The sequence below is a fragment of the Microbulbifer sp. VAAF005 genome (assembly GCF_030012985.1).
GTDB lineage: Bacteria > Pseudomonadota > Gammaproteobacteria > Pseudomonadales > Cellvibrionaceae > Microbulbifer.
On the sequence record NZ_CP120233.1, the window covers coordinates 633,436 to 660,301 of the forward strand.

26 protein-coding genes and 2 pseudogenes are annotated in these 26,866 nt (G+C 45.6%); 8 read left to right on the forward strand and 20 right to left on the reverse strand.

Translation table 11 applies throughout. The features are described 5' to 3' along the window. Nucleotides 1–347: 347 nt before the first annotated feature. Together P0078_RS02705 and P0078_RS02710 are read right to left on the reverse strand one after the other, a co-directional pair. Nucleotides 348–3,221 (reverse strand): zinc dependent phospholipase C family protein, encoded by a 2,874-nt coding sequence (locus P0078_RS02705; protein ID WP_282932940.1) that lies wholly within the window; start codon nt 3,219–3,221, stop codon nt 348–350. Between the two features lie 349 nt (nt 3,222–3,570). After that, a complete protein-coding gene (locus tag P0078_RS02710) occupies nt 3,571–4,791 on the reverse strand; it encodes an RHS repeat-associated core domain-containing protein (RefSeq protein ID WP_282932941.1) in 1,221 nt (406 codons plus the stop codon). A 679-nt stretch (nt 4,792–5,470) separates the two neighbouring features. Between P0078_RS02710 and csrA (P0078_RS02715) the strand changes: the two genes are divergently transcribed. Then, complete coding sequence (gene csrA / locus P0078_RS02715; protein WP_282932942.1) at nt 5,471–5,641, forward strand: carbon storage regulator CsrA; 171 nt, start codon at nt 5,471–5,473, stop codon at nt 5,639–5,641. A gap of 855 nt (nt 5,642–6,496) precedes the next feature. On the opposite strand, the pseudogene P0078_RS02720 reads toward csrA (P0078_RS02715), so the two are convergent. The 5 genes and pseudogenes from P0078_RS02720 to P0078_RS02740 form a co-directional block, all read right to left on the reverse strand. Further along, nucleotides 6,497–6,769, reverse strand: a pseudogene (locus P0078_RS02720) (RHS repeat-associated core domain-containing protein); the annotation flags it as partial. A 43-nt stretch (nt 6,770–6,812) separates the two neighbouring features. Further along, nucleotides 6,813–7,975, reverse strand: a protein-coding gene (locus P0078_RS02725; protein ID WP_282932943.1) for an IS3 family transposase whose coding sequence is annotated in 2 segments (ribosomal slippage) — nt 6,813–7,717 and nt 7,717–7,975 — 1,164 coding nt in all. Because the reading frame shifts where the segments join, the coding sequence is not laid out codon by codon here. Between the two features lie 172 nt (nt 7,976–8,147). Beyond that, entirely contained in the window at nt 8,148–8,495 is a 348-nt protein-coding gene (locus tag P0078_RS02730; RefSeq protein ID WP_282932944.1) for a hypothetical protein, read from the reverse strand. Nucleotides 8,496–8,570: 75 nt separating this feature from the next. Further along, complete coding sequence (locus P0078_RS02735) at nt 8,571–9,161, reverse strand: hypothetical protein (RefSeq protein ID WP_282932945.1); 591 nt, start codon at nt 9,159–9,161, stop codon at nt 8,571–8,573. Continuing rightward, nucleotides 9,130–10,839, reverse strand: coding sequence for an RHS repeat-associated core domain-containing protein (locus P0078_RS02740; protein WP_282932946.1), 1,710 nt, complete (start codon nt 10,837–10,839; stop codon nt 9,130–9,132). Before P0078_RS02740 ends, P0078_RS02735 begins: the two co-directional genes overlap by 32 nt. On the opposite strand from P0078_RS02740, the gene P0078_RS02745 reads away from it, so the two are divergent. Continuing rightward, nucleotides 10,828–11,025 (forward strand): hypothetical protein, encoded by a 198-nt coding sequence (locus P0078_RS02745; protein ID WP_282932947.1) that lies wholly within the window; start codon nt 10,828–10,830, stop codon nt 11,023–11,025. The two genes, P0078_RS02740 and P0078_RS02745, sit on opposite strands and share 12 nt — an antisense overlap. Nucleotides 11,026–11,592: 567 nt before the next feature. Next, a complete protein-coding gene (gene csrA, locus P0078_RS02750; protein WP_282932948.1) occupies nt 11,593–11,763 on the forward strand; it encodes a carbon storage regulator CsrA in 171 nt (56 codons plus the stop codon). A 271-nt stretch (nt 11,764–12,034) separates the two neighbouring features. Here csrA (P0078_RS02750) and P0078_RS02755 read toward each other — a convergent pair whose 3' ends face one another. The 6 genes from P0078_RS02755 to P0078_RS02780 form a co-directional block, all read right to left on the reverse strand. Beyond that, nucleotides 12,035–12,442, reverse strand: a complete 408-nt coding sequence (locus tag P0078_RS02755) for a hypothetical protein (protein WP_282932949.1) — start codon at nt 12,440–12,442, stop codon at nt 12,035–12,037. A 2-nt stretch (nt 12,443–12,444) separates the two neighbouring features. After that, nucleotides 12,445–12,852 (reverse strand): hypothetical protein, encoded by a 408-nt coding sequence (locus tag P0078_RS02760; RefSeq protein ID WP_282932950.1) that lies wholly within the window; start codon nt 12,850–12,852, stop codon nt 12,445–12,447. 132 nt (nt 12,853–12,984) lie between these two features. Further along, nucleotides 12,985–13,350 (reverse strand): hypothetical protein, encoded by a 366-nt coding sequence (locus P0078_RS02765; protein WP_282932951.1) that lies wholly within the window; start codon nt 13,348–13,350, stop codon nt 12,985–12,987. Nucleotides 13,351–13,355: 5 nt separating this feature from the next. After that, nucleotides 13,356–13,787: a hypothetical protein gene (locus P0078_RS02770; protein WP_282932952.1), complete on the reverse strand. Its 432-nt coding sequence runs from the start codon at nt 13,785–13,787 to the stop codon at nt 13,356–13,358. Nucleotides 13,788–13,844: 57 nt separating this feature from the next. Next, entirely contained in the window at nt 13,845–14,318 is a 474-nt protein-coding gene (locus tag P0078_RS02775) for a hypothetical protein (protein WP_282932953.1), read from the reverse strand. Further along, nucleotides 14,315–15,058, reverse strand: a complete 744-nt coding sequence (locus tag P0078_RS02780) for a hypothetical protein (RefSeq protein WP_282932954.1) — start codon at nt 15,056–15,058, stop codon at nt 14,315–14,317. Before P0078_RS02780 ends, P0078_RS02775 begins: the two co-directional genes overlap by 4 nt. Before the next feature lie 192 nt (nt 15,059–15,250). Here P0078_RS02780 and P0078_RS02785 point away from each other — a divergent pair, with 192 nt between their 5' ends. Together P0078_RS02785 and P0078_RS02790 are read left to right on the forward strand one after the other, a co-directional pair. Then, nucleotides 15,251–16,138, forward strand: a complete 888-nt coding sequence (locus tag P0078_RS02785; protein WP_282932955.1) for a transposase — start codon at nt 15,251–15,253, stop codon at nt 16,136–16,138. 248 nt (nt 16,139–16,386) lie between these two features. Then, nucleotides 16,387–16,680 carry a hypothetical protein gene (locus P0078_RS02790; RefSeq protein ID WP_282932956.1) on the forward strand — a complete coding sequence of 98 codons (294 nt, stop codon included), beginning with the start codon at nt 16,387–16,389 and terminating at the stop codon, nt 16,678–16,680. A gap of 335 nt (nt 16,681–17,015) precedes the next feature. Here P0078_RS02790 and P0078_RS02795 read toward each other — a convergent pair whose 3' ends face one another. Then, the gene (locus P0078_RS02795) at nt 17,016–17,327 is read right to left on the reverse strand and encodes a hypothetical protein (protein ID WP_282932957.1); all 312 of its coding nucleotides are present in this window, start codon (nt 17,325–17,327) and stop codon (nt 17,016–17,018) included. Continuing rightward, complete coding sequence (locus P0078_RS02800; protein WP_282932958.1) at nt 17,324–19,453, reverse strand: RHS repeat-associated core domain-containing protein; 2,130 nt, start codon at nt 19,451–19,453, stop codon at nt 17,324–17,326. The genes P0078_RS02795 and P0078_RS02800 overlap by 4 nt, the downstream gene beginning before the upstream one ends. Before the next feature lie 866 nt (nt 19,454–20,319). Here P0078_RS02800 and csrA (P0078_RS02805) point away from each other — a divergent pair. Beyond that, nucleotides 20,320–20,490, forward strand: a complete 171-nt coding sequence (gene csrA, locus P0078_RS02805) for a carbon storage regulator CsrA (protein ID WP_282932959.1) — start codon at nt 20,320–20,322, stop codon at nt 20,488–20,490. A 742-nt stretch (nt 20,491–21,232) separates the two neighbouring features. Beyond that, a complete protein-coding gene (gene csrA, locus P0078_RS02810) occupies nt 21,233–21,412 on the forward strand; it encodes a carbon storage regulator CsrA (protein WP_282932960.1) in 180 nt (59 codons plus the stop codon). A gap of 374 nt (nt 21,413–21,786) precedes the next feature. Here csrA (P0078_RS02810) and P0078_RS02815 read toward each other — a convergent pair whose 3' ends face one another. Beyond that, a complete protein-coding gene (locus P0078_RS02815) occupies nt 21,787–21,987 on the reverse strand; it encodes a hypothetical protein (protein WP_282932961.1) in 201 nt (66 codons plus the stop codon). Nucleotides 21,988–22,230: 243 nt separating this feature from the next. On the opposite strand from P0078_RS02815, the gene csrA (P0078_RS02820) reads away from it, so the two are divergent. Beyond that, complete coding sequence (gene csrA / locus P0078_RS02820) at nt 22,231–22,401, forward strand: carbon storage regulator CsrA (protein WP_282932962.1); 171 nt, start codon at nt 22,231–22,233, stop codon at nt 22,399–22,401. Nucleotides 22,402–23,253: 852 nt separating this feature from the next. Here csrA (P0078_RS02820) and P0078_RS02825 read toward each other — a convergent pair. The 4 genes and pseudogenes from P0078_RS02825 to P0078_RS02835 form a co-directional block, all read right to left on the reverse strand. Further along, nucleotides 23,254–23,514, reverse strand: a complete 261-nt coding sequence (locus P0078_RS02825; protein ID WP_282932963.1) for a hypothetical protein — start codon at nt 23,512–23,514, stop codon at nt 23,254–23,256. Between the two features lie 17 nt (nt 23,515–23,531). Beyond that, nucleotides 23,532–24,047: a hypothetical protein gene (locus P0078_RS02830; protein ID WP_282932964.1), complete on the reverse strand. Its 516-nt coding sequence runs from the start codon at nt 24,045–24,047 to the stop codon at nt 23,532–23,534. 21 nt (nt 24,048–24,068) lie between these two features. Then, nucleotides 24,069–24,149, reverse strand: a pseudogene (locus P0078_RS24450) (hypothetical protein); the annotation flags it as partial. Further along, nucleotides 24,130–26,862: an RHS repeat domain-containing protein gene (locus P0078_RS02835; RefSeq protein WP_282932965.1), complete on the reverse strand. Its 2,733-nt coding sequence runs from the start codon at nt 26,860–26,862 to the stop codon at nt 24,130–24,132. The gene P0078_RS02835 and the pseudogene P0078_RS24450, both read right to left, overlap by 20 nt. Between the last annotated feature and the right edge of the window lie 4 nt (nt 26,863–26,866).

Sequence of the window (26,866 nt, forward strand, 5' to 3'; positions counted from 1 at the left end):
CTTCTCAGTCTTTCACTGCACCTTAACACTAAACCAGAAAGAAATAGTCGCTAGAGCTGGTACTAACAACACGGCTCGTACCTCTATCTAATCTTTGGGTGTCCAGGATGATTTTCTGTACTATCCGATACTACAACTTAATCTTAAATAAGCAGACTTTTGAATTGCGGGCTAAGGCTTTCACTAACGGAACGGTAGATATCACTAACCGCTCCTGCACAAAAAATAACCAGCCCACAACCCAGATAGTAGCCGCTTGACAAAGAAGACACCTAAAATAGGTGCCTTTTTCCTCAAGATATAGCCTTTTAATCTTTTATTTAAGGTAAGTTTTTAGATGGCATGTATTACAAGCCCATATCAAAATTATTGTCACTAGCACACTGTTCATCTGGATATGGGAAGCTTTCACTCAGCGTTTTATAAGCAGAGCCCGCATCAAGAATCCACTCAAAACCTATCAAAGAGGGGTTCGTCACTCCAGAAGTTAACGGTCCTTTAAATAACCCGTTAAACAAAGACTCTCTAGCACTCCCGTCCTGCCAAAGCACGAAACCTGAGCTGGAAGAGTAATTATCGAAGAAGCGATACTTATCTTCGCTACCAATAGATCTTGGTAACGGAGGAGCACATGTCATCCACTGATGGTTACCGTCGATACTTTTGAAGGCTCCCGCAACTAAGTTATCTGCGCTTACCCCATTAAAAGTAGACTCACTCAAACCCTGGGTCCTTGCCAAGGCTTTCAGGCCCTCGGCATCCAGTAAGGCTAGTTTTGCCAAAGTAATTGCGTTGGCAACTACCGGATAACCACTTGCACTATAATCGCCATTGCCATCCAGCTGCATCTCTGCTGTAACCCTATAGGCCATATCCGGGATTTTAACTAAATGTTCACTGTGCGACTCATTTTTTGAGTACCAGGTATTTAGTGCCGTATCGGTCATGGGTGCATCAAGCAGATCGATTAGCTCCTTGAACTCGGTGGGCAGCATATCTTCCACCTCTTCAATCGCATACTCTTTTACTTCTTCTTTTAACCCATCGATTACCTTTCGAAGCTCCTCCCTTGCATCAATCAAGCCTACAGGTATTGGAGCACTATCAAGAATATCTAAAACATTGGAGAGCGCCTCAATTATACCACTAGTATTTTTCCATATATCACAAGCCTGTGACGGAACACCTATAAAGGTGGGGCCATAACAAGATACCCAATCTGACAAAGGATCTACATTGCTAGCATTTTCATTCATGGTATTGACCATCATGGTAGCGGTAGTGCGAGTATATTCAGTCATTGCAACATCAATACTTGATTGCCACATTTCGAATATTGACTGAACTGGACTCACATTGCTATTTAGCAGCTGCATCAAGTCTACAGCAGCATCTTGAATAGCGTATAAGTGGTCCTCAGCCTCCTTCATCTCTTCATAAGCAGCTTCTACATCCTCAATATTCTTTTCTGCCATATCATTAACTTCGTCCTCAAGCTTATGGATGGCATTAAGAGCTGCATAGTCTGCTGAATAAACCATCTTTGATAAATTTTCACAAACTCCCACATCATCAGAGGCCAATTTTTCTGCTTCAAAATGAATTACTATCTTTCCTGAACTAGATTCTTTAACCCAGAAACGGTCTACATAATCATAAGAGGTGGATACACGAACATTCCAGTCATAGGTTTTATTGTTAACGATGGGGACAACAACATCACCAACAGCAATGGGAACAAACGGTGCAGGGATTATCTCCCGAGTCAATTCAAGAGCTGCCAAAACCCCACTATTTATTAAAGGCAAGTGCCCTAGAGCAAAATTTCTTGTATACGCTATCTGTTCTGATTCAATATCAGCCTTTAGATTTTCGGACCACTCATTAAAATATGAATCAGAGAAAACTTCATATGCCGAGATGCCATTACCTGTCTCAGTCCAGTGATCCCCATCATCCCCACCAAATAGACTACCAAATAAACCTAGCGGATCCAGAGAATACTCAACAACCTCCTCCACACTATCAAGACCCAACATATTGGCAACCGGATCAAGATTAATTGCCTCATCAACCAAGCCAGTGGGGTCAATTGATTTAATTGCAAATTCGCAGCCATTAATAGCTACCTCACTGCGCCAATCTAAAAGCGCCTCTTCAAGCTCTTGCCTCTTATTGGTCAGATCAGAGTAAGAAGATTGAGCTTTATCCAGCGCAGAAGTTACTGAATCAAACCCAAAATCTTCAAAGTCTCGCTTATAACTAAGAAGTTTGCTATTAATTGATTGGAGCTTATCTATTGCAACATTGGTTTCGTCAATAAGATCATTACCAATATCTACAAGATCACTGGCAAGTGATTCTGGCACAGAATAACCCGCATAGTATTCGATAAGATACTGAACTACCCAAACATCAATAGTGTGCCAATATCCTCTAGCGTCCGTTGCCTGCCGATATAATTCCTCTCTAAACTTTGAAATCGCAGCTAAATGAGAAGCCATCGGGTTTTTTTCATATTGTTCTGTAGGGATATCCGCATAAATTAACTTATCCCTTAGAAACTCAAATAGCTCATCATCATTCAAGTCAATCCTCTGATAAGGCTCGCCAAGTGCCTCACCCAGGTAATCACGTAACACCGGCACCCTTGAATCGATATAAGATTCAAGGGCAATATGGCGCTTTTCGTTTAGACTTTCGCCATCAAAAATAGCGAAAATATCACCCGAATACTGATTTACGTATGTATGAGCAAACACATCTGCCGAAGCATGCCCGAGATATCCATAGACATACGCCTTACCCGTATTTGAGGCATCCTTTTGAGTCAACAAGTACTTCAGCCAATCGTCTGTGTTATAGCGCGTACTATCCTCTTGGACTATTGCATCTCCAGCTTCATTCTTATCCAAAGCTCCAGGGTGAACACTGGTCTGCCCAACTACGAAATCAGGAGAAGCATCAGGCCCTATATTGCCAAGCAGATAAGCGGACTGGTTCTCTAGGATCGCAGAAGAAACATCATCAGGAACATCAATATCATAGTAATTATTATTGATTTCAAAAGTGACCCTGCCATCATCAGCAAGGTCATTAATCACTTGCTGCCCAACAAACACATGGCTCTTTAGCTTAAAAGCCCAACCCTGATTAGTTGCCAATAACCCTAAAAGAAGACAAGCAAACTGCCTCCCTAATCCTTTTCCCTTATAAAACATCTTAAATATTTCCTTATAACAAAAGGGTGACTATATCAAACAAATAGATTTTCCTTAACTTATCCATCTAACAATAAGTAAAACATATTCAAGAGAGGAGAGTTTAAACAGTGGCTGGAGTCGATACCTGCTATCTACCATCGGCAGTGATCCAATGCTTCTGGACACTTCACCAGGATAGTAAAACTGCCAAGTGAGATCCAACATGACAATAAAAGATATCAGTCGGCATTTCGGACTGAAGCCCAAGGAAGGCATCGCAACCTTAACCTCTGAATAGGAGGGCTAATCCCTAAAGGGAAACCTGCCACAGCGAATAAGAGAACACTATCTTTGAGTATCTAGGATTCTATCGTCCACCAGTAGTAAAAGCCGCACCCTGACCAGCACCCTGTGTCCCTCCCTGGCCAGAATCACTAAGAACGGTAAAGCTGGTAACATTCCCATTACCATCCACTACTGCGGCAACCGTTTCTGTCCTCTTGATCCGGCTACCGGTTTTACTGATTTTCGCCTTACCAATAACTACTTTTAATGCCTTCTGCCCACTCTCAGTTGTAGGATCATCTTCGCTCTTAGAGCGCCCATTGTGCTTTTGCCCCGTATCACCTTTATTTTCCACATAACCTGTAGGGTCAGTCGCCGCCAATGGATTATTCATCACATAGCTATAGGCATTCAGGCTCTGGCTGTCCTGAGGGTCCAAAATAATCGGATCTGGAGAAAGAAAGCGGCCGAGCTGATAATCATACACCCTGCCGCGCATATGAATCAGCTTTTGGTCGTTCAGGTGGCGGTGGCCAGTAAAGCCCTGGTCGGTTGTGTTAAAGCTATCCAGGTTGTCCTGCCCCTGGAAGTCCCGGCTTTGGCCGAAGGGATCATAGCTGCGGAACTGCCTGACAAAATCACTATCACCAGGCTGCAAGTTGGCATCGACAATGGTGGTGATACTGCCGAGGCGGTCTTGCAGTAGGATGCTTTGCTCTATGGTTTCGTTTTCACGGGTAATTACCAGGTAGCCACCGTGGGTGGTGCGCTCTTTGGTGGAGCTGCTGGTGGTGATCTCTTCGTAATTGCCGATATAGAGGGTGGTGGTAACGTTGCTACCCTCTGTCTCCACTTTTTTATAGGCATCGATACCGGTGCCGTAGAAATACTCGGTGACGATGCCATTGCGTTCGATACGATTGGCTTGGTTGTAGTTGTCGTATCCCACACTGAGGCCATCAATGCCAGTAATCAGGTTGCCGGCGTTGTCGTAAACCAGGCTGTGGCTTTGGCCATCGGTGGTGGTGACTTGACGTACGGCGTGGGGGCCGGCGTTGCCGCCGGCACTTCTGGCACTGTTGCCGTAGCTCAGACTGGTGGCGTAGTCGCTTTTTGAAGTGAGATTACCGACGGCGTCGTAGGTGTAGTTTACGCTGCGGTCGTACTGTGGGTAGTCACTGGAGGTGACAGTCTGGCTTTCCAGGCGGTGCAGCGTGTCGTAGCTGTAGGCGTAATCCAGGCCGTTGTGCTGGTGGGTTTCGCCGGTAACCCGGCCGAGCTTATCGTAGAAGGTGTCAGTCACTTAGTTGTTGGCATCGGTGCTGACAGTGCGCTCACCGAAGGCGTTGTATTCGAAGCTGCTGTGGCCGCTGCTGGAACATTAATAATTTTTATTTTTTTACTCTGCCTTTTAAATCAGAGAAGGTTCCAATTTAAGCTGCAACTTTTAATAGGAAAGTGAGATTTTATGGATAAAAGACCATAAAAAAATAGGCACGAAAATGATCTTATTGGATTTTATTCAGTTTGTTTTAGTGTCAAAGCTGCGTAAAATTGATAGATATTTATCGATATTTTGGCCGTAATTGAGTATGCCTGAATAGGCTCGTAGCAAAAAGATCAAGAAACCCAAGAGTTTTAAAACCCATATCTCAAAGGAGAACGGTAGCGTGACGTAAGTGTAAGTAAAAGGCGCTGACCCAAGGTGCTACCAACACCCGGGGCCAGCTAACCAAATTGATATCATACCTATCAAAGTGGCTCAGTGGATAATACGCTAGAAACCCGCTCATCTTCAATAAAGTGGAGTAGATTCAGAGGCTTGAAGAGGTTCTTCAAGCTCTGGCAGCGTTGCGTCCGTCTTTTCTTCTTCTACGCCTACCGTTCTCGTGCACCGCCCTTCACTTCTGCCTCGTATTACTTACCAAGCAATCCCCATGCGGAAGATCCGCATATGATTTTAGTATCTGTAGGCAATGACCATGTTGATTTTAAAGCGTAAGACTGGCGAGAACTTGAGAATTGGAACCAATATCTCAGTCACAGTATTGGAGGTTAAAGGTAATCAAGTAAAGATAGGAATCAGCGCCCCCAGATCCCTATCCGTTCACCGCGAAGAGATTTATGTGCGTATAAAAAGGAGCAGGAAGTGAGAAACTGAACATGCCGGAAGGGCTGCCCTTTCGGCTGGATCACTATTTAGAACTAATGGATTGGAGTAGTCGACATTTAGCCCCTAGAAAACGAGGTAATGTTGCTGAAAGCACGCCACCCATCCTCAAACGACTAGGCATCTCACCAAAACACTGGCTACACCTCAACAGAAACTTTGAAAGTTGCTTTAAAGGTTTGGGGGGGATCAGTGGAGACAGTACAACAAGCCTGTATACAGCTCAATAAACGCTGGGTGCACGGTATAGGCGACTGTCGGCGCTTCCTTTCTGCAGCATCCTGCTAGTTACCACCCAATCTATCGATACTTCTCCTCCCGGCTTGTATCCAAACCACGATTTTCCAACCCCTAGTATATTTTCTCAGTCTTTCACTGCACCTTAACACTAAACCAGAAAGAAATAGTCGCTAGGGCTGGTACTAACAGCACCGCTCGCACCTCTCTCTAATCTTTGGGTGTCCAGGAAAATATTCGAAACTTTGAAAGTCGCTTCAAAGGATTGGTGGGATCAGTGGAGACAGTACAACAAGCCTGTATACAGCTCAATAAACGCTGGGTGCACGGTATAGGCGACTGTCGGCGCTTCCTTTCTGCAGCATCCTGCTAGTTACCACCCAATCTATCGATACTTCTCCTCCCGGCTTGTATCCAAACCACGATTTTCCAACCCCTAGTATATCTTCTCAGTCATTCACTGCACCTTAACACTAAACCAGAAAGAAATAGTCGCTAGAGCTGGTACTAACAGCACCGCTCGCGCCTCTACCTAATCTTTGGGTGTCCAGGAAAATATTCTTTGGGTGTCCAGGAAAATATTCTTCCCAGGAAAATATTCTCAGGAAAATATTCTCTTGATCCGGCTACCAGTTTTACTGATTTTCGCCGTTCCAATAACTTCTTTTGATGCCTTCTGCCCACTCTCAGTAGTAGGATCATCCTCACCGTGGGAGCGCCCATTCGGCTTCTGCCCCGTATCACCGCCTTCTGCCGCATAACCCGTAGGATCTGTCCCCGCCAGTGGATTATTCATCACATAGCTATAGGCATTCAGGCTTTGGCTATCCTGCGGGTCCAGAATAATCGGATCTGGAGAGAGGAAGCGGCCGAGCTGATAATCATACTGATCCTACCCATCAACAACGGACACACCACTAAGCGACTAGTTGTTCCTCAAACGCCTCAGGGCTGAGATAGCCATTGGCGCTGTGTAAGCGATTTCGATTGTAGTCTATCTCTATATACTCAAATACGGTCTCTCGCATGAGGCACCTTGTGGGAAAGCGGTTACCATGGATTGCTTCTACCTTAAGTGAGTGAAAGAATGTTTCTGCACAAGCGTTATCATAGCAATTACCTTTGGCGCTCATGCTGCACCGCAGACCATAAGCTGTAATCAAAGATTGATAATCTTTAGAGCAATACTGGCTTCCCCTGTCAGTATGCACGATAACATTCGTAGGTTTCTTACGTCGCCATAAAGCCATTTGAAGAGCGTCACAGACCAATGTAGCTGTCATCGTTTCTGACATCGCCCAACCAATAACTAGCCGACTATATAGGTCTATCACTACAGCCAGATATAACCAACCTTCTTCCGTTCTCAGGTAGGTTATATCCCCAGCCCATTTCTGATTCGGCCCTTCAGCATTGAAGTTCTGCTCGAGCAGATTTGGAGCTACTGGCAGACCATGTTTTGAATAGGTTGTGGCTTTATATCTCTTGGCGGCTTTAGCCCGTAGGCCCTGTCGACGCATGCTGGCAGCAATTGTTTTTTGATTATATTTACTCCCCTCACTGGCCAACTCCTTCGTCAGGCGAGGAGAGCCACTACGTTCTTTACTGGCTATAAAGCGCTGCTGTACCAAGCTATCGAGCTGCATTCGGTACTGCTGGTACCTGGATTGGCCGGCCGATCTTGACACCCAGTCGTAAAACCCACTGCGAGATACGTTCAATACCTTGGCCATCGCTTTGATGCTGAATTCATGCCTGTGCATTTGCATGAAGGCGTACCTCATTTCAGGCTCTTTGCAAAGTACGCTGCGGCCTTTTTTAAGATCGCCAGCTCCTCTGCCTGCTCAGCCAGCTGCCGCTTAAGGCGAGCATTCTCTGTGGCCAGCTCTCTCTCGGCATCCCCTCGGCTCTGATGTAACTTAGCCTTGCTTCGCCATCCGTAAATCTGAGAAGGATGTAACCCAAGCTGTTTAGCGGCAACGCTTACCCCAACTTTGAGCGCAAGTGCTAGGGCATCCTTTCTATACTCCTCTGAGTACTGTTTACGAGTGGTTTTGGTTGGTTTATTTGATCTTGTCATAGAGCACCTCTGCTGCGTAGTTTATCGCTTAAGAGAGTGTCCGTCGTTGGTGGGTAGGATCATACACCCTGCCGCGCATATGAATCAGCTTTTGGTCGTTCAGGTGGCGATTGATTTTTACCGCTGATTAAAGCAAGTAGCCCCGCAAAGCGGGGCTACTTGCTTTATTTGTTTACGACTTAACCATACCCCAAAAAAGAAAAAGTAAATAGGCAGTGGTAACACTAATAAAAATCGCAAACCCTTCGCCCATTTCATCTTTGTTTGGAATTTGCATCAGCTTCCAAATAGAGGATGCATCAGAGAACGAAATGAGGCAGGCAATCGAATAAGCCAAAAGGGATAAAAAAAGAATCACTACATAGTTTTTATGAAACTCAAAATTAGCAGCTAACATCAAAAAACCCAACTGCATAAATATCTGTAAAGAAATTATTCTCCAAAAGAATTCATACCCACCTTTTACAAAGGCATCTGATAAACCAAACCCCTTTAAAGCTAGAGCGTGGACAACGTACAAAATAAAAAAACCAGAACCTCCAAAGAAATAAACGAAAGTAAATATGGAACGGAATCTAAAGATTTTTTCATATTATTAATTACCATGACGTGCCATTGACATCATTGACTCTCCCAATAATATCCTGTGAGAAGTATTCCAAAAATTAAAGTTCTCACTATATCTACGCTCAACGTAATTGACCCCAGACCGGATATTAGATGCTAAAGCCATCCTTCCCACACTAAACGCCAAATTAACAGGAGCCCTCACAGAAACAGGAACACTCGTACCATATCTGGCAACAGTGAAAGACTGGACATGCATTTGCTCACCTTGAACCAAAAAATTATCAAGAGATTGACCACTTAAACTTATATCACCGGCCATAAGCGAATTAAACATATTCGTATTATGGTCCAACAACGATATACCTAGCTCATTCATATATTCGTAGGAAGTAAGGAGCAACCCGGATCGGCCAGCAAAAAACTCGTTTAAGTCAGCGGCGACACCAAACCAAACTGTATCAATTCCGGCTGCACTTAGTTGCGCTTGCATATCTCGGTATATTTCGGCTCTTCCCGCAAACGTTTGCCCCTTTTGTGCACCATCATCTGAACTAGTAACAGCACCTCCCTCAGCCTGAGACTGACTAGTAGCAGTATTCCCTGCACCACTCCCCATCAGCTTGGCGCCCCTCACTCGCTCCACCAGCCCGACTTCCCTCACCAGCAGTAAAAGTAGCATCCTGACCAGAGCCCTGCTTCGGACTAAGAACGGTAAAACTGGTAACATTCCCATTACCATCCACCTTTGCGGCAACCGTTTCTGTCCTCTTGATCCGGCTACCCGTTTTACTGATTTTCGCCTCACCAATAACTACTTTTAATGCTTTCTGCCCACTCTCAGTTGTAGGATCATCCTCACTCTTAGAGCGCCCATTTGGCTTCTGCCCCGTTTCACTACCTTGATTCGAATAACCCGTAGGATCTGTCCCCGCCAGTGGATTATTCATCACATAGCTATAGGCATTCAGGCTCTGGCTGTCCTGCGGGTCCAGAATAATCGGATCTGGAGAGAGGAAGCGGCCGAGCTGGTAATCATACACCCTACCGCGCATATGAATCAGCTTTTGGTCGTTCAGGTGGCGGTGGCCAGTAAAGCCCTGATCCGTTGTGTTAAAGCTATCCAGGTGATCCTGCCCCTGGAAGTCCCGACTCTGGCCGAAGGGATCGTAGCTGCGGAACTGCCGTACAAAATCACTATCACCGGGTTGCAGGTTGGCATCGACGATGGTGGTGATACTGCCGAGGCGGTCTTGCAGTAGGATGCTCTGCTCTATGCTGTCGTTTTCACGGGTAATTACCAGGTAGCCACCGTGGGTGGTGCGCTCTTTGGTAGCGCTGTCGGTAGTGATCTCTTCGTAATTGCCGATATAGAGGGTGGTGGTAACGTCGCTACCCTCTGTCTCCACTTTTTTATAGGCATCGATGCCGGTGCCGTAGAAGTACTCGGTCACGATGCCATTGCGTTCGATACGATTGGCTTGGTTGTAGTTGTCGTATCCCACACTGAGGCCGTCGATACCGGTAATCAGGTTGCCGGCGTTGTCGTAGACCAGGCTGTGGCTTTGGCCATCGGTGGTGGTGACTTGGCGTACGGCGTGGGGACCGGCATTGCCGCCGGCACTTCTGGCGCTGTTACCGTAGCTCAGGCTGGTGGCGTAGTCGCTTTTTGAAGTGAGATTACCGACGGCGTCGTAGGTGTAGCTTACGCTACGGTCGTACTGGGGGTAGTCACTGGAAGTGACGGTCTGGCTTTCCAGGCGGTGTAGCGTGTCGTAGCTGTAGGCGTAATCCAGGCCGTTGTGCTGGTGGGCCTCGCCGGTAACACTGCCCCAGGCGTTGTGACGGTAGTCGATAGATTGGATCTGGTCTGATTGCAGGCAATTAACACCGCCGGCACAGATACCATCGATGATATCGCTGCCGGCATAGCGGTTGATCTTCTGTTCAATGCCGCTCATAAACTGCTGCAACACGGGGGCACCGCTGGCGGTGGCGTCGGTCAGTGTCCAGGTGGTGACCCAGCTTTGATCCGCTTGATAGTGTTGGTGCTGGTAGCCGTAGCCACGACTGTTATAGCGGCTGCGGAAAATTTCCCCATCGGCAGCGCGGGTAACGGTGGACCGGTGGTAAGTGGTATCCCAGGCTGTTCTTTCCAGGAAGACTTTTTCTTCGTCGATCACCGTGTAAGTAGCAGCCGGATGGTAGGTGCCCGGCTGGTATTCAAACAGGCGGATATAGTCTTCGTTGCGAGCTTCGGTGGTTAAAAGCCCGTAGTGGCCATTTTGGTCGTACAACCTGGCAATGGTATCGCCATTGTTGACCGTGCCAGTAACCCGGCCGAGCTTATCGTAGAAGGTATCGGTAACCCGGTTGTTGGCATCGGTGCTGACGGTGCGCTCACCGAAGGCGTTGTATTCAAAACTGCTGCGGCCGCTGTTGGAACTATTGATAATTTTTTATTTTTTAACTCTGTTTTTTAAATCAGAGAAGGTTCCAATTTAAGCTGCAATTTTTAATAGAAAAGTGAGATTTTTATGGATGAAAGGCAGTAAAAATATAGGCACGAAAATAATCTTATTGGATTTTATTCAGTTTGTTTTAGTGTCAAAGCTGCGTAAAATTGGCAGATATTTATCGATATTTTGGCCGTAATTGAGCATGCCTGAATAGGCTCGCAACCAAAAGATCAAGAAACCCAAGAGATTTAAAATCCATCCCTCAAAGGAGAACGGTAGCGTGACGTAAGTGTAAGTAAAAGGCGCTGACCCAAGGTGCGCCAACACCAGGGGCCAGCTAACCAAATTGATAACCAAACTATCAAAGTGGCTCAGTGGATAATACGCTAGAAACCCGCTCGTCTTCAATAAAGTGGAGTAGATTCAGAGGCTTGAAGAGGTTCTTCAAGCTCTGGCAGCGTTGCGTCCGTCTTTTCTTCTTCTACGCCTACCGTTCTCGTGCACCGCCTCTCATTTCCATCGCACATTACTTACTAAGCATTCCCATCGCGGAAAATCCGTACATAGTTTTAGTCTCTGTAGGAAATGAATATGTTGATTTTAAAGCGTAAGACTGGCGAGAATTTGAGGATTGGAACCAATATCTCAATCACAGTATTGGAGGTTAAAGGTAATCAAGTGAAGATAGGAATCAATGCTCCCAGATCCCTGTCCGTTTACCGTGAAGAGATTTATGTGCGTATCAAGAGGAGCAGGAAGTGAGAAACTGAACATGCCGAAAGGACTGCCCTTTCGGCTGGATCACTATTTAGGGCTAGTGGACGGGAGTGGTCGACATTTAGATCCCAGAAACCGCAGCGCCATTACCAAGAAGGCTTCCCTAAAACCTAACTCTTGACCCCTCCATTACGTCTTAGCGCCAATCAAAGAAGAAAAATTCGCCAAGAGGGCCTCTGCGTCTCAACTAGTACCTCCTCTTCAATTTATGGGCGTCCTAAATTGTCCTATTAAATAATTACATTCTGAATAATCCCTATTCAACCTCAAAAACTTCGGAGTAGGCATCTTTAGGTATTTTTTTCTGTTTAGATTTAATGGATTTATTTGACTTCCTATACTCAATTTTCCCTGTCATCCCATTAACATAAAACCCCTGTAGAGATATTTCAGCTTTTAAGGGCTCTGCAAAAAAATATTCATCGCCGACGATAAAAATAGGAGTTTTATCAAAAAAACGATCTGGATGCTTTCTGGTCTTAGCCACCAAAGACTGATGTGCGTCCTCCATAGAAACAGAAAAATTTTTTACAACCCTCTTAAAGGAATTAGTACCAGGCCAATATACTACGACCTGACCATCATCCTTCGCAAAAACGCTGTTATGTACACTAAATACCATAGCTATCAGCACCACAAAAAAAATTTTTTTAATAAGCAACATAATTAATGTTCCGTCCACCCACTATTTCTTAACTGATTCGCAAGAGTTGTTGGCTTCCACGCTCGATAATTACCTAATCCCGCATGCCTTAAACTATTAGCTACAGGAGTTGTACATTGACGACCTGCAAAATGATAAGTTCCTGGATTTGCATATAAATCGTTCCAATATGACCTAAATGCAGCTGCCTGCCCCTCTGTCACATCCATAGTAAATATACTAACATTTTTACCTTTTAAGGAAATAAAAGAATAGACCTCTGTTAGGCTAGCACCACCACTACCACTTCTTGAAGCAACAATATCCCACCAAGGACGTCCCTTAGAACCAAGTAACCTAGTTCCTTCGCCAGGCTGAGGACCATAATCGTAGAAATCTTCTCCGGCAGCCGCACCAGAGTGCCCCGACATCCCTTTGCGACCAAGCTTACTTGCTGAATTTGGCTCAGGCTCTTCTATAAGAACAGTGATAGTTTCCGTCTTGGTTCCCTTTTGTGCAAACGTTTGCGCACAATAGATCCAGACCGACGTCGTAGTCGCATACTACTCTAAATTTTCTCCTGAGCCATCGGGCGATTTATTTTCTGGATAAACAAAAAGCTCTTCATTAATAATAAAAACTTTATACTTCTTCTCCATAAAATCAATTATTTCTCGCCCTGCTAAAGACACTGAATCATTATTTTCGCTAACTACCTGCAAAGACAGTATGGCTTCATTCTCAGTTAGATTAGGAAGTAGTAAGGAATCATTGTTATTGATTTTAAACGCCTCCTCGTGATCACTAAAAACTAACCGCAAAGTTATTTCTTGGCCAGACTGATTTTTAATCAGGGGGCTTTTCGACTCATCCCAGCAGCCAGCCATGGATAAAAATAGGAATAGAAAAATTAACTTCTGAAAATTCATAATAATCATCTCACTAACGAGTTATCATCGGCTTGAATTTCAAGCGGATTATTCGGCGCAGCTACACCGTGCCATATCATAGCCGGCAGATAAAAAATCCCTAGCCTCTCTCCTTGGCGGGTATGAAATCCCTCATGGCGCCCCAAATTAACCTGCCTATTGCCAGCATAAGGACTTCGAATATTTTGACCCGGCCTTGAGTTATTGTAGAGAATAACATTACCAACGGTCAGCCCACCACTTGTATTACCCGGTAGAGTTAACCCAGTTCTAATTTGAAGAGCATTATTCCCAAAACTAAACCCTATGTTCTGAAAATGATTTTCAAAAGTAAAAGCTGTCACTACAGCCGATTGAATCAAGTCAGCTCCCAATGCAAGAGTAGACACTCCTAGCCCTAGCACTGTATTTGGGAGATTCCAGATTTTTCCTGCCACATTCTTAACACCTGACCAGAAGCCACCGCCGCCCTGTCCTTGCGCCTTTTGTGCAATTTATTGGCAAGAAAAAATATCTCCATTATTAACAGCTTGAGATAGAAGCACTTTGAAGTCTTCATCTAAAACGCCCCAATCACGTAATACACTTGCTGTGCTTCTACCATCAGATTCACATTGAGATAGATCATATCCAGCGCTAATAAATAACTCTGCCACTTGAATAGATCTTTTTCTTGCATCTGCCTTGGGTAATGCTTGATTGTGCTGATAACTTGACAATATTGCAGCCATACCAATATTACCTGCATTTATCAGCTGGGCAGCTTCTGCCTTTTTTGATTTCAAAATCTTGAGTGAAATCTGATCTCCGAATAAGAATGGCAACCGTTTTAACTCTATCGCACCTTTGATAGGTGGATGCGTATAGTAAGAAACCACATTTAAATAGTTTGAGTTATATAACAGAGAAACCGAAATTACCTGATAGAGGAAAATTAGGGATAACAAAACAAATAATTTTCTGATCATCTAGGCAACTCCCGATACCTGTTCATTAATTCATGATTATACTTCACCCCAGCTCTAGCCCCCATACCTAAACTAACGTCATCAATGGTATCGCGCCAGTATGATTTTGCCTCCGTTTTTAACCCATTAGTTATGATTTTTGTGCCAGTGATAAGTGTTCTTAACTTTCCGAAAGGACTCGGTTCAAGAGCAGAAATCAGATCCTGAGCCGGTACAGCAGCCGCTAACATATCGTCTGCCAATAAAATTCCCATTTCATCTACAGACAGCGCATCTGGAATATTAGACAGACCAATTTTCCTAAATATTTGAACTGCCCCTTCTTGACTAATTTGAAATCCAGATTTCGAGTGCTCCGCTGCTAGGTAGATCCCTTCATCACTTTGAGTAACAGCTCTCTCTTGTGCATCATCATCTGAACTAGCTGCAGCAGAAGCACCTCCCCCAGACTGAGACTGATTAGCAGTAGTTACACCCTCCCCACTACTCTGCCCATCAGCCTGACTCTCCTCACTTGCCCCTCCACTGCGGCTTCCCTCACCTGCACTAGTAATAGCCTCTTGCCCTACGGTTATAGAGGAAACCGATATACTGCCCCCACCACCTGATACATCAGTTTTCTGCCCTTTACTGCGATCAATCCGACTCGCCGCAGTATTGTGGCTCGGTGGACGTTTCCTCTGATTCTTTAGTGCTTTCTGCCCACTTTCAGTAGTAGGCGTACCCAAAATTCTGGACACCCACAAAAGTCGTCGCTTTAAGTGCCACAAATATTGACACAGTAGAGATGCTGGGATCAAATACTGTATAAATATACATGCCGATAAAGATTCATGCCCTTACCTCGTAGCGCACAAGTCTCGTTAGACACCACTCCCTATTACCATTGCGTGTCCCGCTGCGTACGAAGGGCGTTTCTGTGTGGTAGAGATATGAAGTCTGGTAATGACTATGAGCATCGCCGCGAGTGGATTGAATCCAGAATGCATAATCTAGCTTCAATCTTTGCCCTTGATATCGCTGCCTATGCAGTTATGAGTAATCACTACCATATCGTACTTTATATCGACAAAGAGAAAGCGCTGAATTGGCCGGATACCGAGGTCATTATCCGTTGGCAGAAACTATTCAAAGCTTCCAATTTGGCCCGTCTCTACCTTCAAGGGAACACTCTCGATCACTGTGAGATGAGAAAACTAAAGGAAATCATCGCTCTATGGCGAGATCGCTTGATGGATCTTAGCTGGTTTATGCGCTGCTTAAACGAGTCTATCGCCCGCCAGGCCAATGCCGAAGATAATTGTACAGGCCGCTTCTGGGAAGGTCGTTTCAAGTCCCAGGCTTTATTAGATGAAAGAGCCCTTGCTGCCTGTATGGCCTATGTCGACCTCAACCCTATCCGTGCCAATATGGCAAAAACACCAGAAGACTCTAATCATACCTCGATCCAACAACGTATTCGTGCAGCAATCTTAGGTGAACTACCCAAAGAACTTCTACCACTTGTAGGTGGAGAGCCCCTAAATATGCCTAAAGGGCTTCCCTTTCAGTTGGATCACTATTTGGAGCTAGTGGACTGGAGTGGTCGACATCTAGACCCCAGAAAACGAGGTTATATTGCTGAAAGCACGCCACCCATCCTCAAACGACTAGGCATCTCACCAAAACACTGGCTATACCTCAACAGAAACTTTGAAAGTCGCTTCAAAGGATTGGTGGGATCAGTGGAGACAGTACAACAAGCCTGTATACAGCTCAATAAACGCTGGGTGCACGGTATAGGCGACTGTCGGCGCTTCCTTTCTGCAGCATCCTGCTAGTTACCACCCAATCTATCGATACTTCTCCTCCCGGCTTGTATCCAAACCACGATTTTCCAACCCCTAGTATATTTTCTCAGTCTTTCACTGCACCTTAACACTAAACCAGAAAGAAATAGTCGCTAGGGCTGGTACTAACAGCACCGCTCGCACCTCTCTCTAATCTTTGGGTGTCCAGGAAAAAAATACCGTTTACCGCGAAGAGATTTATGTGCGCATAAAAAGGAGCAGGAAGTGAGAAGCTGAACATGCCGAAAGGGCTGCCCTTTCGGCTGGATCACTATCTAGAGCTAGTGAATTGGAGTGGTCGACATTTAGACCCTAGGAAACGAGGTTATATTGCTGAAAGCACGCCACCCATCCTCAAACGACTAGGCATCTCACCAAAACACTGGCCATACCTCAACAGAAACTTTGAAAGTCGCTTTAAAGGTTTAGTGGGATCAGTGGAGACAGTACAGCAAGCCTGTATCCAGCTCGATAAACGCTGGGTACACGGTATAGACGACTGTCGGCGCTTCCTTTCTGCAGCATCCTGCTAATTACCATCCAATCTATCGACACTTCTCCTCCCGGCTTGCATCCAAACCACGATTTTCCAGCCCCAAGTACATTTTCTCAGTCTTTCACTGCGCCTTAACGCTAAACCAGAAAGAAATAGTCGCTAGAGCTGGTACTAACAACACGGCTCGCACCTCTCTCTAATCTTTGGGTGTCTAGGATTTTTTAGATAATAAAAGCCCCGGCAGATTACTCTGCTGGGGCTTTGGTGGTTTTTTCTTGGTGCAAACCTAAAGAGAGCCTCCTGCGCCTACCTCTAAATTTCCATAGAAAAACAAATTTAGCTTTCTTTAATGTAGATCACCTGTTCATATTCCTAAAGATCACCTTCTTCCAATATTTTTACTTCAGCAACTCTAGTTGGACCTTCATATAATTCAAAAATAGTGCCTTGTTGGAGGCGCTCATGCGGAGCATCTTCCACTAAAAAACTAGCAGTTCCTAAAGAAGGATTCCCCTGTTTAACAGGAGCCTTATCGAATTCAAGCAACATGCTCCAAGCATGTTCTAACCAAGTATCTTTATCTTCAATAAATTTAGATACAGTAGAATACCTTAGTGCAGCAGGTAAATTTTCGGCCTTTTTACCCAACCAATTTACTGAAACCCTTACTTGCTTTGTCATCATTCAATTACCGAAATTATTGCATTCTTGAGCTGGTCCAGCTCGCCATATCGCGCAGGACCAATGCCATCAAGACTATTCCATCTCATTAAGCTACCTGCATCATTTGCTGGTAGTTGAACTCTCAACAAATGGTAGTTCCCGGCTCCATCCATAACCTCTCCCCACCTTGCGGCATCATTTAAATTCTCGGCAAAAAACTTTCCACCAAGCGAATTAGGACCGGCTTCAAAACTCCCTGTTCTTCTAATCTGAGCTAATTCATCAGCAGATACTGCACGATATAAATCAACCATTTCATCCCCTTTGGTTAGCGTCTTACCAAAGGGAATCATCCCTAATAAAATACCTCCCCCTTCAAGCCATCGATTGACAGGTTCTCCTGTTATCAAATCAGTGCCGGTAAAAACTTGCCCCAAGCTTTTTGCTGAGCCAACTCCCGGAAATAAATCTGCAATTAACGATGCACCTGCATCAACCCCAGAACCGTCAAACTCAAAATTTGAAGTCGGGTGGCACGAATCGCAAGCGACATTGGAAGACCCAGTAATGGGCATGGAATCACCACTCTGCCCATCAGCCTGACTCTCCTCACTTGCCCCTCCACTGCGGCTTCCCTCACCTGCACTAGTAATAGCCTCTTGCCCTACGGTTATAGAGGAGACCGATATACTGCCCCCACTACCTGATACATCAGCTTTCTGCCCTTTACTGCGATCAATCCTACTCGCCGCAGTGTTATGGCTCGGGGGACCTCTTCTCTTCTTCTTATCCTTTAATGCTTTCTGCCCACTCTCCGTCGTAGGCGTAGCCTCACTCTGAGAACGCCCATTCGGCTCCTGCCCGGTCTCATACATGTAGCCCGTAGGATCTGTCCCCGCCAGTGGATTATTCATCACATAGCTATAGGCATTCAGGCTCTGGCTGTCCTGCGGGTCCAGAATAATCGGATCTGGAGAGAGGAAGCGGCCGAGCTGGTAATCATACACCCTGCCGCGCATATGAATCAGCTTTTGGTCGTTCAGGTGGCGGTGGCCAGTAAAGCCCTGGTCGGTTGTGTTAAAGCTATCCAGGCTGTCCTGCCCCTGGAAGTCCCGACTCTGACCGAAGGGGTCATAGCTGCGGAACTGCCTTATAAAATCACTATCCCCGGGTTGCAGGTTGGCATCGACAATAGTGGTGACACTACCGAGGCGGTCTTGCAGTAGGATGCTTTGCTCTATGGTTTCGTTTTCACGGGTAATTACCAGGTAGCCACCGTGGGTGGTGCGCTCTTTGGTAGCGCTGTCGGTAGTGATCTCTTCGTAATTGCCGATATAGAGGGTGGTAGTAACGTTACTCCCTTCTGTCTCAATCTTTTTATAAGCATCGATACCGGTGCCGTAGAAGTACTCGGTGACGATGCCATTGCGTTCGATACGATTGGCTTGGTTGTAGTTATCGTATCCCACACTGAGGCCATCGATGCCGGTAATCAGGTTGCCGGCGTTGTCGTAAACCAGGCTGTGGCTTTGGCCATCAGTGGTGGTGACTTGACGTACGGCGTGGGGACCGGCCTTACCGCCGGCACTTCTGGCGCTGTTGCCGTAGCTCAGGCTGGTGGCGTAGTCGCTTTTTGAAGTGAGATTACCGACGGCGTCGTAGGTGTAGCTTACGCTGCGGTCGTACTGGGGGTAGTCACTGGATGTAACAGTCTGACTTTCCAGGCGGTGCAGCGTGTCGTAGCTGTAGGCGTAATCCAGGCCGTTGTGCTGGTGGGCTTCACCGGTAACGCTGCCCCAGGCGTTGTGGCTGTAGTCAATGGATTGGATCTGGTCCGATTGCAGGCAATTAACACCGCCAGCACAGATACCATCGATTATATCGCTGCCGGCATAGCGGTTGATCTTTTGCTCAATACCGCCCATAAACTGTTGGATCACCGGGGCACCGCTGGCGGTGGTGTCAGTGAGGGTCCAAGTGGAAGTCCAGCTTTGATCCGCTTGATAGTGTTGGTGCTGGTAGCCGTAGCCACGGCTGTTATAGCGGCTGCGGAAGATTTCCCCATCGGCAGCGCGGGTAACGGTGGGCCGGTGGTAAGTGGTATCCCAGGCTGTTCTTTCCAGGAAGACTTTTTCTTCGTCGATCACCGTGTAAGTAGCAGCCGGATGGTAGGTGCCCGGCTGGTATTCAAACAGGCGGATATAGTCTTCGTTGCGGGCTTCGGTGGTTAAGAGCCCGTAATGGCCATTCTGGTCGTATAACCTGGCAATGGTATCGCCATTGTTGACCGTACCGGTGACCCGGCCGAGTTTATCGTAGAAGGTGTCGGTGATGCGGTTATTGGCATCGGTGCTGACAATACGCTCGCCGAAGGTGTTGTATTCAAAACTGCTGCGGCCGCTATTGAGACATTAATAATTTTTATTTTTTTAACGCTGTTTTTTAAATCAGAGAAGGTTCCAATTTAAGCTGCAATTTTTAATAGGAAATTGAGATTGTTATGGATGAAAGGCCGTAAAAATATAGGCATGAAAATAATCTTATTGGATTTTATTCAGTTTGTTTTAGTGTCAAAACTGCGTAAAATTGATAGATATTTATCGATATTTTGGCCGTAATTGAGTATGCCTGAATAGGCTCGTAGCCAAGAAATCAAGAAACCCAAGAGTTTTAAAACCCATCTCTCAAAGGAGAACGGTAGCGTGACGTAAGTGTAAGTAAAAGGCGCTGACCCAAGGTGCACCAACACCCGGGGCCAGCTAACCAAATTGATATCTAACCTATCAAAGTGGCTCAGTGGATAATACGCTAGAAACCCGCTCGTCTTCAATAAAGTGGAGTAGATTCAGAGGCTTGAAGAGGTTCTTCAAGCTCTGGCAGCGTTGCGTCCGTCTTTTCTTCTTCTACGCCTACCGTCCTCGTGCACCGCCCTTCACTTCTGCCTCGTATTACTTACCAAGCATTCCCCATGCGGAAGATCCGCATATGATTTTAGTTTCTGTAGGAAATGACCATGTTGATTTTAAAGCGTAAGACTGGCGAGAACTTGAGAATTGGAACCGATATCTCAATTACAGTGTTGGAGGTTAAAGGCAATCAAGTAAAGATTGGGATCAATGCCCCTAAATCCCTTTCCGTTCACCGTAAAGAGATTTATGTGCGTATCAAGAGGAGCGGGAAGTGAGAAACTGAACATGCCGAAAGGACTGCCCTTTCGGCTGGATCACTATTTAGGGCTGGTGGACTGAAGTGGTCGACATTTAGACCCCAGAAACCGCAGTGCCATTACCAAGAAGGCTTCCCTAAAACCTAACTCTTAGACCGTTACCATAGGTCTCCTGCTCTACCTGTCCCCAGGCGTTCATGTTGTCAAACGTCTGCAGGGAATTGTTAATAGAAAATCAGGATTTTTACGGATAAAAGGCCATAAAAATATAGGCACGAAAATAATCTTATTGGATTTTATTCTGTTTGTTTAGTGTCAAAGCTGCGTAGAATTGACAGATATTTATCGATATTTTGGTCGTAATTGGGTAAGCCTGTATAGGCTCGCGAGCAAAAGATCAAGAGACCCAAGAGCTTTCTAAAAACCCATCTCTCAAAGGAGAACGGTAGCGTGACGTAAGTGTAAGTAAAAGGCGCTGACCCAAGGTGCTACCAACACCCGGGGCCAGCTAACCAAATTGATATCGAACCTATCAAAGTGGCTCAGTGGATAATACGCTAGAAACCCGCTCGTCTTCAATAAAGTGGAGTAGATTCAGCAGCTTGAAGAGATTCTTCAAGCTCTGGCAGCGTTGCGTCTGTCTTTTCTTCTTCTACGCCTACAGTTCTCGTGCACCGCCCTTCCTACGATACACATTACTTACCAAGCATTCTCCATGCGGAAGATCCGCACATAGTTTTAGTCCCTGTAGGAAATGTCCATGTTGATTTTAAAGCGCCGAACTGGCGAGAACTTGAGAATTGGAACCAATATCTCAGTTACCGTATTGGAGGTTAAAGGCAATCAAGTGAAGATTGGGATTAATGCTCCCAAATCCCTATCAGTTTATCGCGAAGAAATTTATGTGCACATCAAAAAGGAACAGAAAATGAACAACTGAATTTGCCTAAAGGGTTGCCCTTTCAGCTCGACTACTATTTGGAGCTAGTAGGCTGGAGTGGTCGACATTTAGTCCCTAAAGGTGGGACTGCATTGCAGAATGCACGACTCCTATCCTCGAACGGCGGGGTATTTATCTAAACACTGGGGCTATACACCCAGCTAATTCCCAGCTAATTCCCAGCCAATCCCTCAATACTTCTCCCTCTCGCGAACCCAAAATTCATGGGATTCGACCCCCAAGCGTGGTTTTTCAGCATTTTACCGTGTCTTAAATCTCAATTGATAAGAACTATCCTCCAGTGCAGGCACCTGTAACATTACTGGAGCATCGCTCTAATCTACGGGCGTCCTGAACTGTGCTTGTTTTAGAAATTAATATTTTTTCAGAGTTTTCTTAGATTTTCTTTTTTCTAAAAAATAGAAAATTACTGCCAATATAGATCCAACAATAACGCCTCCTCCCGTCCACACCATTAAACTAGAATCAACGGTCCCTTTCTGCCCCAAAGCAAAACCGATAAATCCTAACAGACTGCACCAAAAAAGTAGCCTTTTAAGAAAAAATCTATTCATTTAATCTTTCCCTGTTATTTTCCCAAGGATCAAGCAATAAATTCAAAATTCTGGACACCTAAATTCAAAATTCTGGACACCCACAAAAGTCGTCCTTCAAGCTCTGGCAGCGTTACGTCCGTCTTTTCTTCTTCTACGCCTACCGCTCTCGTGCACCGCCCTTCACTTTTGCCACTCATTACTTACCAAGTATTCCCCATGCGGAAGATCCGCATATGATTTTAGTTTCTGTAGGCAATGACCATGTTGATTTTAAAGCGTAAGACTGGCGAGAACTTGAGAATTGGAACCAATATCTCAGTTACAGTGTTAGAGGTTAAAGGCAATCAAGTGAAGGTTGGGATCAAAGCTCCCAAATCCCTTTCCGTTCACCGTGAAGAGATTTATGTGCGTATAAAAAGGAGCAGGAAGTGAGAAACTGAACATGCCGAAAGGGCTGCCCTTTCGGCTGGATCACTATTTAGAACTAGTGGAGTGGTTGACATTTAGCCCACAGAAAACGAGGTTATGTTGCTGAAAGTACGCCACCCATCCTCAAACGACTAGGCATCTCCCCAAAACACTGGCTATACCTCAACAGAAACTTTGAAAGTCGCTTTAAAGGATTGGTGGGATCAGCAGAGTCCGTGCGACAAGCGTGTACCCAATCCCATAAACTCTGGGTGCATGACATCCGTGATTGCCGGCTCTACCTTTCTGCAGCACCCTGCTGAGTATTTTCCCCTTCCCTAGCTACTTTCATTCCTCTTGGCTTCCCCAAAACCTAACTCTTGATCCCTCCAATCCGTCTTAGCATCAATCAAAGGAGAAAAATTCGCCAAGAGGCGGCTACGCCTCAGCGAATACCTCCCGATCAATTTAAGGTGCCTTAAATCTATTGGTGCCAAGTAGTGGGCTTTCACCTCCAATCTTTTACAGATTTATCCCGGCACAATAGGAGTTCAAAATTAAACACTGGCAGGGTCTCAAACTAATCTATGGGCGCTTTGAATAATTCCTTAACTTTTCTTTAACAAGAGCAGAGGCCATAGCAAACATTGCTGCATACATAAACAGCCGAATCAAGGTTAAAACTGAAAATTTGAAGCTCTCAAAACTCAGCATTTCATAGTTAAATAATGAATAGAGATTCCAAAGTAAAATACCGAAAAATATAAAATAAAAATAATGCATGAATTTACGCTGGAATTTCAACAACCTCTTCATCAACAACCAAATGCCGATATAAAAAACCATAAAAAAAATAATCATCATTATATTTGGCACCTAATGATTTTTCTTCACAAACGTGAAAGTTTCATCGCCTCTAGTCACACTGATAGTACGAGTAACAAGCAGCCCATCTTCATTCCCCAACAAAGTAGTAGTCCGGAAATCAACTGTTAGATTGACAATATCACCAGACATAAAATCAAAACCTGAACCCACCATAAGCCCCCCTACCCCCATTACCATCGAGCCAGGGAAACCAGTCATTGTACCCCCAAATTTAATAGCTCCCGCAGAGGCACCTATCTCCGGAAGCATGGCTGTCGCCCCAAAAATCAGTGCAACTCCCCCAGCAATTTTACTCCACGTTGAAGCGTATTCATGGCAGTTAGATTTCTAGCCTGCTCCTCACTAAGCGTTCGAGGAGCTAGTCTTGCTGTTCCACCCACAATATTATCTTTGTAAGTACACATAAAGTCCGAACAAAAACTAATCACTTTTTCTGTATATAATTCAACGGTAATCGAAACGCAGCCTCCCTTACTATTACAATCAAAATCATTTGAATCTTTATTTTCACTTTCTGCTTTGAGTTTTTTTCCAACTGCACCTGCTGCTTGAGCAGCACCATAGCTTCCTCCAGAAATTACTCCTAATTGCCCCCCGGAAAACACTGTCTGTCCGTGTCCAAAATTCGGGCCATCACCCGTGGTGTGAACTTCGCCCTCTACGACCGAATCACCGTTTCCTGGCGAATCCCCTTCATCAATGGGATGTACGGTCTTCTTCGAGTCCACTTCATCCCCTTCATACCCACTAGGGTCCGTAAAACTCAGAGGATTATTAAACACATAGCTATACCGATTCCAATTCTGGCTGAAGGTTGGCGCCTGCACAATCGGGTCAGGGCTTAGGAAGCGGCCGAGTGTCGGGTCATAAATCCTCCCGTTCATATGGATTATGACCAGTTCGATCCAAGTGCTCGTGTCCAGTGTAACCCCGATTGGTAGTGAGGAGTTGTACTGTCAACAAATCGGATACCTGTGACTGGCTTAGATTTTTACTCCAATCTTCCTCGCGGCGGCTACCATCCGGGTTAAAGGCGGTACTCAATATTTCCACACCATCTTTATCTGTAATTTTTTCAACTGAACCTAGATGGTCCCTATGGACATATTGGTACTCCCCAGTGGTTCCTACTGTATCAGTGATAGCCACATGTTGAACTGAGCTACTCAAGCTGATGCGCTTGACTGCTGTGATTGTGGCATCATGTAAAGGCCATACCACTTCAAAGTTGCCTACAAAAAAAGTCTTTTCTCTTTTGAGCTGACCATTCTCCATCCAACTACTTTCGCGATAGTAGCGCTGGCCATCCGGCCCATATTTAAAGTGGTCCTTCGCGGTAGGTGTACTATCGCTTTGACTGCTACCCAGGACAATTTCTGTGGGCAATTGCCGGGCATTCCAACTGATCCATTTATCATCGCCCGTGGTTGCGTCATAGTACTCGATCGCACCATTTGCATCGTAATACAGGCTGTGGGAGATACCATCAATAGTGACATTGCTGACTGCGTTGGGGCCAGCATTACCAAACTCACCATATTGGTACCCCGTTACTTGAGTATCATCGCTCACACTGGAGGTTTTCGAAAGGATATTACCCAGTTTATCGTATTGGGTGCTGAGTATCCGATCACCTCCAACCACCATCGTGGCATCCTCTAGACGATTGAGACCGTCATAACTAAAATTTTCCTGTTTCTGCAGCACTTGGGAGCCACTGTAGGTAAGACGACTTTCCAAGGTGCCGTTGGAGCGCCAGTGGTATTCATTATTTTGTATTTGCCCTCCATCGGTCTCGATCGTTTTCAAGCGGCCTGCATTGGGATCATAAGTGCGATTAGTAACCAGACCATTGCCGTAGCTTTCCTGCTCTACTTGGCCCCTGGCATTGATATTGTTAAACATTTGCAGGAGATTATTACCAGAGGCATCACTGCTTAGGCCGCGGAGATAACCCCGATCATTATATAAATAATGGGCTTCTACACCGTTGGGATAAGTCACTTTATCCATGCGGCCGTGGCTATCGTAGTCATACCCATGGCGGTAGCTGGAACTCATTCCATCAATCACTATAGACGTCGTAATATCGTCCAACTTACTATCGGAAAGGTAAACGTACTTTTCAGAGAATACCTCTGTGCCGCTTTCTGTGTAGCTACGACTTTCCAAACTACCTCTTGCATTGGTGGCATCGTATTCCCATTTTGCCAAGCCATCATCATCGCTCTGTTCAAGCAATCGACCTAATTGGTCGTAGAGGTAAGTAATATTTTGGTTTTTATTATCAATCTGCCGATCTAATTCACCAAAGGCGTTGTAACTACTGACCACTGTACCCAGATTGGGGTCAATCAGCTTAGTACGGAAGCCGGCGTAGTCAAACACAAAACTGGATTCAATATTGCGACTGCTTCCGGCAACGTTAACGGTTTTTGGCAGACCTGTGGCGTAGTAGGAGTAATCAGTGGATACCGCTTCACCAGTAGCGTCATCTACCGTGTGGACCAGGTTGCCAGTAGGGTCATAGTAACTCTCCCTCACTTGATATATGGTTCCACTGCCTCCCATAACAGACTCGGTGACACTGACCTTGACCTGTTTGCCGCTACCTCCATGATTCACTGCGTAGTCGATGTCAACCGTGCTGCCATCTGCTTTTTCAATAAAATTGAGGCGGTTACGCAAATCGTAATCATAACTGGCGATAGGTTTGTAACCGTCTATCGCTACAGCTCCCTGAGCAAAGAAAGGTGCAGTTTCCAAGGCAAGGCGGCCTTGCAGGTCATACTTAAACTCACGACGGGATACATTGCTACCTGAGAACGCTTGAATATCCTGCTGCACCAGACGGCCCAACTGATCGTAATAGTATTCTGAGGTGGGAGTAATATCTGAGTCGGTCTGCACCCAGAAAGGAACCTCTATGCCACCAACTGTGGGGCAGATACCGTGGCAGAAATTGTACTGGCTGGTAAACACGACGTTGTCAGCATTGGTACGCTCTACTTCGCGACCAAAGGGATCGTATTGGATGCTGCTGGATTGGCTGTTTGCATCCGTTATCTGGGTAACACTGCCGAAGCGGGTGTCATAGCTCAAACTCATTGAGTGATTCAGGCTATTACTTAGACTGGTGGGGTAGCGCCGATCTGCAAAGGCGCCCCCTACTGTGGTACTGCGGGTTTGAGTGCCTGCACCATTGATAGAGGCATCGATCTTACCTGTAGCGGTTTCACTTTTTATGTTGCCGTATGCATCGTAGTCATAGGTCACCACCATTTGGTACTGAGCATCGCCAGGGTATTGAGTTAGTGTCTGTACTCTGTTTGTGTTGGAATAAGGAACCATGGTGCTACTGGCTTCCTGGTCCGGCGTGCCAGTAACATCACCACTAAAGTAGCGTTGCTCCTGGGCACTGGGAAAGCCTATCAACCATTGACCGCTGACACGATTATCCAACAGGGTCGTGCTCTCTACACTGCGCTGAATATCGCTGTAACTTGTAGCTGGTAGGACCTCTCCCCAAACACTCTGGGTATCACTGAATTGAGTACTTCCGACAATACGGGTGATACTGGAAGTACCGCTGAGCAAATCA

Coding starts and splice junctions, on each gene's coding strand:
- P0078_RS02705 (WP_282932940.1), bottom strand. CDS start 3,221: ATGTTTTATAAGGGAAAAGGATTAGGGAGGCAGTTTGCTTGTCTTCTT.
- csrA (WP_282932942.1), top strand. CDS start 5,471: ATGTTGATTTTAAAGCGTAAGACTGGCGAGAACTTGAGAATTGGAACC.
- P0078_RS02735 (WP_282932945.1), bottom strand. CDS start 9,161: ATGGGGAGTGGTGCAGGGAATACTGCTACTAGTCAGTCTCAGGCTGAG.
- csrA (WP_282932948.1), top strand. CDS start 11,593: ATGTTGATTTTAAAGCGTAAGACTGGCGAGAATTTGAGGATTGGAACC.
- P0078_RS02755 (WP_282932949.1), bottom strand. CDS start 12,442: ATGTTGCTTATTAAAAAAATTTTTTTTGTGGTGCTGATAGCTATGGTA.
- P0078_RS02760 (WP_282932950.1), bottom strand. CDS start 12,852: ATGTCGGGGCACTCTGGTGCGGCTGCCGGAGAAGATTTCTACGATTAT.
- P0078_RS02765 (WP_282932951.1), bottom strand. CDS start 13,350: ATGAATTTTCAGAAGTTAATTTTTCTATTCCTATTTTTATCCATGGCT.
- P0078_RS02775 (WP_282932953.1), bottom strand. CDS start 14,318: ATGATCAGAAAATTATTTGTTTTGTTATCCCTAATTTTCCTCTATCAG.
- P0078_RS02785 (WP_282932955.1), top strand. CDS start 15,251: ATGAAGTCTGGTAATGACTATGAGCATCGCCGCGAGTGGATTGAATCC.
- P0078_RS02790 (WP_282932956.1), top strand. CDS start 16,387: ATGCCGAAAGGGCTGCCCTTTCGGCTGGATCACTATCTAGAGCTAGTG.
- P0078_RS02795 (WP_282932957.1), bottom strand. CDS start 17,327: ATGATGACAAAGCAAGTAAGGGTTTCAGTAAATTGGTTGGGTAAAAAG.
- csrA (WP_282932959.1), top strand. CDS start 20,320: ATGTTGATTTTAAAGCGTAAGACTGGCGAGAACTTGAGAATTGGAACC.
- csrA (WP_282932960.1), top strand. CDS start 21,233: ATGTTGATTTTAAAGCGCCGAACTGGCGAGAACTTGAGAATTGGAACC.
- P0078_RS02815 (WP_282932961.1), bottom strand. CDS start 21,987: ATGAATAGATTTTTTCTTAAAAGGCTACTTTTTTGGTGCAGTCTGTTA.
- csrA (WP_282932962.1), top strand. CDS start 22,231: ATGTTGATTTTAAAGCGTAAGACTGGCGAGAACTTGAGAATTGGAACC.
- P0078_RS02825 (WP_282932963.1), bottom strand. CDS start 23,514: ATGCTTCCGGAGATAGGTGCCTCTGCGGGAGCTATTAAATTTGGGGGT.